This window comes from Mesorhizobium sp. M4B.F.Ca.ET.089.01.1.1 (genome assembly GCF_004022605.1).
Classification (GTDB): Bacteria; Pseudomonadota; Alphaproteobacteria; order Rhizobiales; family Rhizobiaceae; genus Mesorhizobium; species Mesorhizobium abyssinicae.
This window is the reverse complement of the sequence record NZ_RZOS01000378.1, coordinates 1-5,711: the sequence shown is the minus strand read 5'-3', so window position 1 is coordinate 5,711 and position 5,711 is coordinate 1. Positions and strand designations below refer to the sequence as shown.

Sequence of the window (5,711 nt, the reverse complement as noted above, 5' to 3'; positions counted from 1 at the left end):
CCAGCCTGCCGTTCACCGCCGACCTCGACCTCACCACCGCGGCGCTTGCTGCCGGTCCCTTCGCCACCGCCTATGACGCGGCGCTGTCGCTGAAGCTCGACCAGGAGGGCATCCGGGTTTCCGATCTCAAGGCCAAGCTTTTTGGCGGCGCTTTGACCGGCCTGTTCGAGCTCAAGAACAATGACGGCACCGGGCTCTTCTCCGGCCAGATGAAGCTTGCCGGCGCCGATCTTCCAGCCCTGCTGCCAAATGCCGGCCTGAGCGGCAGCGGCGACGTCTCGACGGCGCTGTCGACCAGCGGCAAGTCGCTCGATGCGATGGTTGCGGCCTTGTCGGGTTCCGGCACGGCGGCGCTGAAGGGACTTACCGTGGCCGGCATGAACCCCGATGCCTTCGCCGCCTTCATCGACAAGGCCGATGCCATCGGGCGCGATATCGATGCGGCCAAGACCGCCGGCTTCGCGCCCGAGATCGCCGGCAACGGCAGTTTTGCCGCCAAGGACACCGACATTGCCTTCACCATTGCCGGCGGCATTCTCAGGGCGCCCCCGATCAGCCTGGACAATCCGTCAGCGTCGCTGTCGGCCGACGTTATCGCAGACCTCAACACCAGCACCGTCACGGCCAGGGGCGCGATCACCTACAGGCCTGGCGATGAGGCGCTGGTCGGCTCCGAACCGGCGGTGAATTTCAGCGTCGATGGGCCGCTCGGCGCCGCCGAACGCCAGTTCGACAGCGAGCCGCTGGCGCAGTTCCTGACGCAGCGCGCGCTGGAGAAGGAACAGCAACGGGTCGAGGCCATGCAGGCGGCGCTGTTGGAGAAGCAGCGGCTGCGGCGCGAGGTGCGCTACTACGCAGCACTCCAAACCGAACGCGAGCGGGCCGCCGAGGAATTGCGCCGGCAGGAGGAAGAGGCGCGGCTGAAAGCCGAAGCCGAAGCGAAGGCCCTGGCTGAAGCGGAGGCGCAGGCCAAGGCCGAAGCTGAAGCAGAAGCAAAGGCACAGGCCGAGGCGGACGCGAAGGCCCAGGCCGAAGCCGAGGCAAAGGCACAAGCCGAAGCTGATGAGAAGGCCAAAGCCGAGGCTGAGGAAAAGGCGCAGGCCGAGGCGGACGCGAAGGCCAAAGCAGATGCCGAAGCCAGGGCACAACAGCAGGCGGCCGACGATGCGGCCAAAGCGCAAGCCGCGGAAGAGCGGCGAAAGGCCGAAGAGGCTTTGCGCATCGCCTCGGAAGAAAAGGCCAAGCGGGACGCCCAACGCAAGGCCGCCCAGCAGGCCCCCAAGCTCGACGGGTCGCTTCCCGGCGTCAATGACGGTTCGGCTCCACCACCGGCTAAGCCCAAGTCCAACCCGTTCACGATCGACAATCTGCTGAAGTCGCTGGACGGAGGGTGACGGCGGACCGAGGCCGGCCAGCCAGGCCATCCTCGGACCTTGTCAGTTGCGATCACCGATCCTGCCGACTGAGCAGCCGCATTAGCATCGGCTCGATGCGTCCGAGCTCGTCGAGATGCGCCGCCGACAGTTCGGCGAGGCAGTCATCGGCGCGCTCGGTGAGCCGCAAAAGCACACGGCGGTGGTCATCCTTGTCCTGGTCCCTGGTGACAAGCCCGGCCTCGCACAGGCGGTCGACCAGTTCCACGGCGCTGTGGTGGCGGATGCGCAAGCGTTCGGCCAGGTCGCCGACCGTCACCGGTCCCGCGCCCGGAAACCCCTTGATCGCCAGCAGCGCCTGGTGCTGGCGCGGGGTGAGACCCGCCTCATTGGCCTGGATCTGGCTGAACTCGAGGAACCGTCGGATCAGGTAGCGGAATTCGGACAGCCGCTGATAGTCGGCCTGGCTGATGGCGGGGCGTGAGTTTTGCGAAGGCATCGTGGCCGACCTTTGTTCGTTTCCGGCAAAAGCTCAAACTGTTTTTCGTCGCAAATCGGCCTTGTGCATTTATATCGTGTTACGATAGATAGCGACCCGACAACCAGAAAGCCGGGCTCCCAAATGAAATCCGCTCATGCCGGAAACGGCCATCTCCGCGACTTCACCACCGACGCGCGGGTGCTTCTCATCGCGGCCATCGCCGTCGTGGTCGCCACGGCGGGGCTGTTTGCCGGCATTGCGCTGCTGAAGCTCATCCGGCTCGCCACCAACATCGCCTATTTCGGCCAGTTCTCGCTCGCCGAACTCAGGCTCGAGGACACGCCGCTTGGGCTTGCCGCCGTGATCGTGCCGGTGATCGGCGCGCTGATCATCGGCTTGATGGCACGCTTCGGCAGCGAGAAGATCCGCGGTCACGGCATTCCCGAGGCCATCGAGGCGATCCTGCTCGAGCGCTCGCGGCTCGACGCCAAGGTGGCGATCCTGAAGCCGTTGTCGTCGGCGATCTCGATCGGCTCGGGCGGGCCGTTCGGCGCCGAAGGTCCGATCATCATGACCGGCGGCGCCATCGGCTCGCTGATCGCGCAGATGCTGCCGGTCAGCGACAATGAGCGCAAGACGCTGCTGGTGGCGGGGGCGGCGGCCGGCATGACCACCGTGTTCGGAACGCCGATCGCCGCCATCATGCTGGCGGTCGAGCTGCTTCTGTTCGAGTGGACGCCGCGCAGTTTCATCCCCGTCGCGGTCGCCGCCATCGTCGCCGAGGTCGAGCGCACCTTGCTGCATCTGCCGGGACCGATCTTCCCGTTCGAGGGCAGCATGGCGGCGACATTTCCGGGACTTGCCGGCTGGGTGCTGATCGGCATCTCAGCCGGGCTCCTGTCGGGATTGCTGACGCAGATGGTCTATGCCTGCGAGGATGCATTCCAGAAACTGCCGATCCACTGGATGTGGTGGCCGATGCTCGGCGGCCTGGTGGTCGGCATTGGCGGGCTGATCGAGCCGCAGGCGCTCGGCGTCGGCTATGACAACATCGCCGCCATGCTGGACGGCAAAACGCTGGCGGCCGCCGCGTTCACGCTGCTGGTGGTGAAGGCGATCATCTGGTCGGTGGCGCTGGGCTCGGGAACGTCCGGCGGCGTGCTGGCGCCGCTGCTGATCATGGGCGGGGCGATGGGGGCCGCGCTTGCCGGCATCCTGCCCGAGGCGACCCCCGGCTTCTGGCCGCTGCTGGCGATGGCCGCGACCATGGGCGGCACCATGCGCGCGCCGCTGACCGCCACCTTCTTCGCGGTCGAGCTGACCGGCAACACCCATATACTGGTGCCGCTGATCGCGGCCTGCGCCACGGCGCACGCGGTCACCGTGCTGTTGATGAAGCGCTCGATCCTGACCGAAAAGGTGGCGCGGCGAGGGCACCATCTGGTGCGCGAATACCGTGTCGATCCGTTCGCGCTGACCAGGGTGCGCGAGGTGATGACGACAGAAGTCGAACGCGTGCCGGCAACGATGACCTTGCATGGCGCCGCCGCCTTCCTGACCGCGCCGGAGACGCGGCACCCGAGCTTTCCCGTCGTGACCGGGGAAGGGCACGTGCTTGGCGTCATCGATCCGCCGGCGATCCTGCGCTGGCGGCGCGCCGGCAAGCACCGCAAGACGACGCTTGGCGAGTTGCTGGCCGGCAGCAAGGTGACGCTTGCCTATCCCGACGAATATCTGGAGGGCCTGTCCGACAAGCTGCTTACGGCAAACATCTCGCATCTTCCCGTCGTTACGCGCGAGGATGCGCGCCTGGTCGGCTATGTCGGCTGGAAGGATCTGATGCGGGTCCGGTCGAAAAAGCAGGCGGAGGAACGCGACCGTTCGGCCTTGCTCTCCTTTGGCGCCCGTCGCCGGAAACAGGGCAGCGCGACGGGCCCTGTCTAAGCCACTCCAGCCCCGCGCTTGGCCCAATCCAGCACGTAAAGCCTGAGCGCGGAGGAGAGGTTGGCGTCGCGCGGACGGGTTTCGTCGATCTCGGCGACGAGAGCGGCAAGCGTCAGCTTTCGCGCCGCCGCGATCGTGACGAGGTCGTCGTAGAAGGGCTTTTCGAGTGAATAGCTCGTGCGATGGCCGCGGATCGTCACGGAACGCTTTTCGACCGGGCTCACGTGAGGCGCTCAGCTCTCGTTTGGATCACCAGGCTTTTCGCGGCGATGGCCGGCGATGAAGTGCTCGGCCTTGTCGGCGGCCAGGCGATCGCGGTCCCGATCGGCCTTGGAGCGGCCATACAGGGCACGGTTCTCGCCAGCCTGCCGCTCCTTCTCGGTCCGCGCCTTTTGCTTGCGGACCTGGCGGAGATTGACGACGTCGCCCATGCCGCACCGTCCGGCGTGTTATTTCTTGCGGAAGGCGTCGAGAGACACCACGTCGGCGCTCTTGCCGGCGTCCGCGGCGGCGGGCTTCTTGTCGGCCTCGGCGGCGGCCTTCTTCTTCGTCTCCGGTTTCTTCTCGGTGACGACGGCCAGCGGCTCGGGCGCGGGCTGCGCCGGTTCGTCGTCGGCTGCGCCGTCCGTCTTGACGTCGAATTCGAGCTCGAAATTGACCGAGGGATCGTAGAAGCCGCGAACGGCGGAGAAGGGGATCTCGAGCTTTTCCGGCACGTCGGAGAAGGAGAGCCCGACCTCGAAGCCGGTGTCGGACACTTTCAGGTCCCAGTACTGGAACTGGATGACGATGGTCATCTGCTCCGGATAGCGCTCGCGCAGCCGCGACGACACGCGCACTCCCGGCGCGCCGGTCAGGAACGTGATGAAGAAATGATGGTTGCCCGGAAGGCCAGTGCGCGCGACTTCGGCCAGGACCTTGCGCATGACGCCGCGCAACGCCTCCTGGGCCAGAATGTCGTAGCGGATGTGGTCGTCGGCCATGTGACGGTCGGGTTCCGTTGAATCGTCCGCATAGCTGTAATCAAGCTTGAGCGCGGCGTAAACCGCATATAGATCGCGGTCTCCCGGAAGCGAGGCTCTTTGCCGACGATTTGATGGCTCAGGCGCCGACGAGCACGCTCTTTCTGGGCGCGTGGGAGGCGGCCTTGTGGCGGCCGAAGGCGCGCAGGAAGGTGCGCACGCCATTGCCGGCGGATTGCAGCACCTCTTCCTCCGTCGGCGTGCCGCCGAGCATGAAGCTTATCTGCAATTCGGCGTTGACGAGGGCAAGGAATTGGCGCGCCGCCACGTCCGGGTCGTCGATCGACAGGTGGCCGGCATAGGCGAGCCGGGCAAAGCGGGCGGCAAGCGCCGACCAGGTTCGCCCCGGCCCCTGTTCGCGCCATTCGGCGAAAAGCTCGGGATAACGTTCGCCCTCGGCCTGGATCAGCTTGCGCAGGAACCTGCCGTCACGGTTGCAGATGCAGTTGCGGTTCATGCGCACGGCAAAGCCGACAAGATCGGCTTCGAGGTCGCCGGGCTGGTCGGGGAAGGTGGCGATGGTGGCGAAGATGCCGGCGTTGCACCGCTCGGTGAGGTCGCGCACGACGGCGACGAAGAGCTTTTCCTTGTCGCCATGGTGGTTGTAGACGGTCTGGCGCGATACGCCGGCCTCGGCGGCGATCAGGTCGATATTGGCGCCGGCAAATCCTTCGCGGCAGAAAACCGAGGCAGCGGCCTCGACAACCGAAATGCGCTTTGCCTCGTGGCTGCGTGGCGGGAAAGTGTCAGGAGAGGCGCCGGACTTCATAAAAATCTATATAGCGGTGATTGACGATTTGGACAAGAGTGTCTAATTTTGTGGACATAGAACAAAGGCATTTCGCTCCGGATGGACGAATAGGTTCGCTCAAGAGACGAACAAGTTCGCTC

At 65.7% G+C, this 5,711-nt stretch carries 7 protein-coding genes; 2 read left to right on the top strand and 5 right to left on the bottom strand.

Going from position 1 to position 5,711, the window contains the following annotated elements; translation table 11 throughout:
- Positions 1-1,394, top strand: a 1,394-nt coding sequence (locus EN780_RS26185) for an AsmA-like C-terminal region-containing protein (RefSeq protein WP_281035380.1), incomplete at its 5' end; no start/stop codon positions are given.
- A gap of 52 nt (positions 1,395-1,446) precedes the next feature.
- Here the strand turns inward: EN780_RS26185 and EN780_RS26180 are convergent.
- Positions 1,447-1,872 (bottom strand): helix-turn-helix domain-containing protein, encoded by a 426-nt coding sequence (locus EN780_RS26180; protein ID WP_127392570.1) that lies wholly within the window; start codon positions 1,870-1,872, stop codon positions 1,447-1,449.
- A 123-nt stretch (positions 1,873-1,995) separates the two neighbouring features.
- On the opposite strand from EN780_RS26180, the gene EN780_RS26175 reads away from it, so the two are divergent.
- Positions 1,996-3,798: a chloride channel protein gene (locus EN780_RS26175; RefSeq protein ID WP_128275739.1), complete on the top strand. Its 1,803-nt coding sequence runs from the start codon at positions 1,996-1,998 to the stop codon at positions 3,796-3,798.
- On the opposite strand, the gene EN780_RS26170 is transcribed toward EN780_RS26175, so the two are convergent.
- The 4 genes from EN780_RS26170 to EN780_RS26155 all read right to left on the bottom strand — a co-directional run bounded on the left by EN780_RS26170 (position 3,795) and on the right by EN780_RS26155 (position 5,589).
- Entirely contained in the window at positions 3,795-4,022 is a 228-nt protein-coding gene (locus EN780_RS26170) for a ribbon-helix-helix domain-containing protein (protein ID WP_127283640.1), read from the bottom strand. The genes EN780_RS26175 and EN780_RS26170 overlap by 4 nt on opposite strands.
- A gap of 9 nt (positions 4,023-4,031) precedes the next feature.
- Complete coding sequence (locus tag EN780_RS26165; RefSeq protein WP_128275738.1) at positions 4,032-4,229, bottom strand: DUF4169 family protein; 198 nt, start codon at positions 4,227-4,229, stop codon at positions 4,032-4,034.
- Positions 4,230-4,247: 18 nt separating this feature from the next.
- Positions 4,248-4,781, bottom strand: a complete 534-nt coding sequence (locus EN780_RS26160; protein ID WP_127283642.1) for an SspB family protein — start codon at positions 4,779-4,781, stop codon at positions 4,248-4,250.
- A 118-nt stretch (positions 4,782-4,899) separates the two neighbouring features.
- Positions 4,900-5,589, bottom strand: a complete 690-nt coding sequence (locus tag EN780_RS26155; RefSeq protein ID WP_128275737.1) for a TetR/AcrR family transcriptional regulator — start codon at positions 5,587-5,589, stop codon at positions 4,900-4,902.
- Between the last annotated feature and the right edge of the window lie 122 nt (positions 5,590-5,711).

Bases quoted from the DNA above. Each gene is read 5' to 3' on its own strand.
- EN780_RS26155 (WP_128275737.1), bottom strand. From the start codon at position 5,589: ATGAAGTCCGGCGCCTCTCCTGACACTTTCCCGCCACGCAGCCACGAG.
- EN780_RS26175 (WP_128275739.1), top strand. From the start codon at position 1,996: ATGAAATCCGCTCATGCCGGAAACGGCCATCTCCGCGACTTCACCACC.
- EN780_RS26180 (WP_127392570.1), bottom strand. From the start codon at position 1,872: ATGCCTTCGCAAAACTCACGCCCCGCCATCAGCCAGGCCGACTATCAG.
- EN780_RS26160 (WP_127283642.1), bottom strand. From the start codon at position 4,781: ATGGCCGACGACCACATCCGCTACGACATTCTGGCCCAGGAGGCGTTG.
- EN780_RS26165 (WP_128275738.1), bottom strand. From the start codon at position 4,229: ATGGGCGACGTCGTCAATCTCCGCCAGGTCCGCAAGCAAAAGGCGCGG.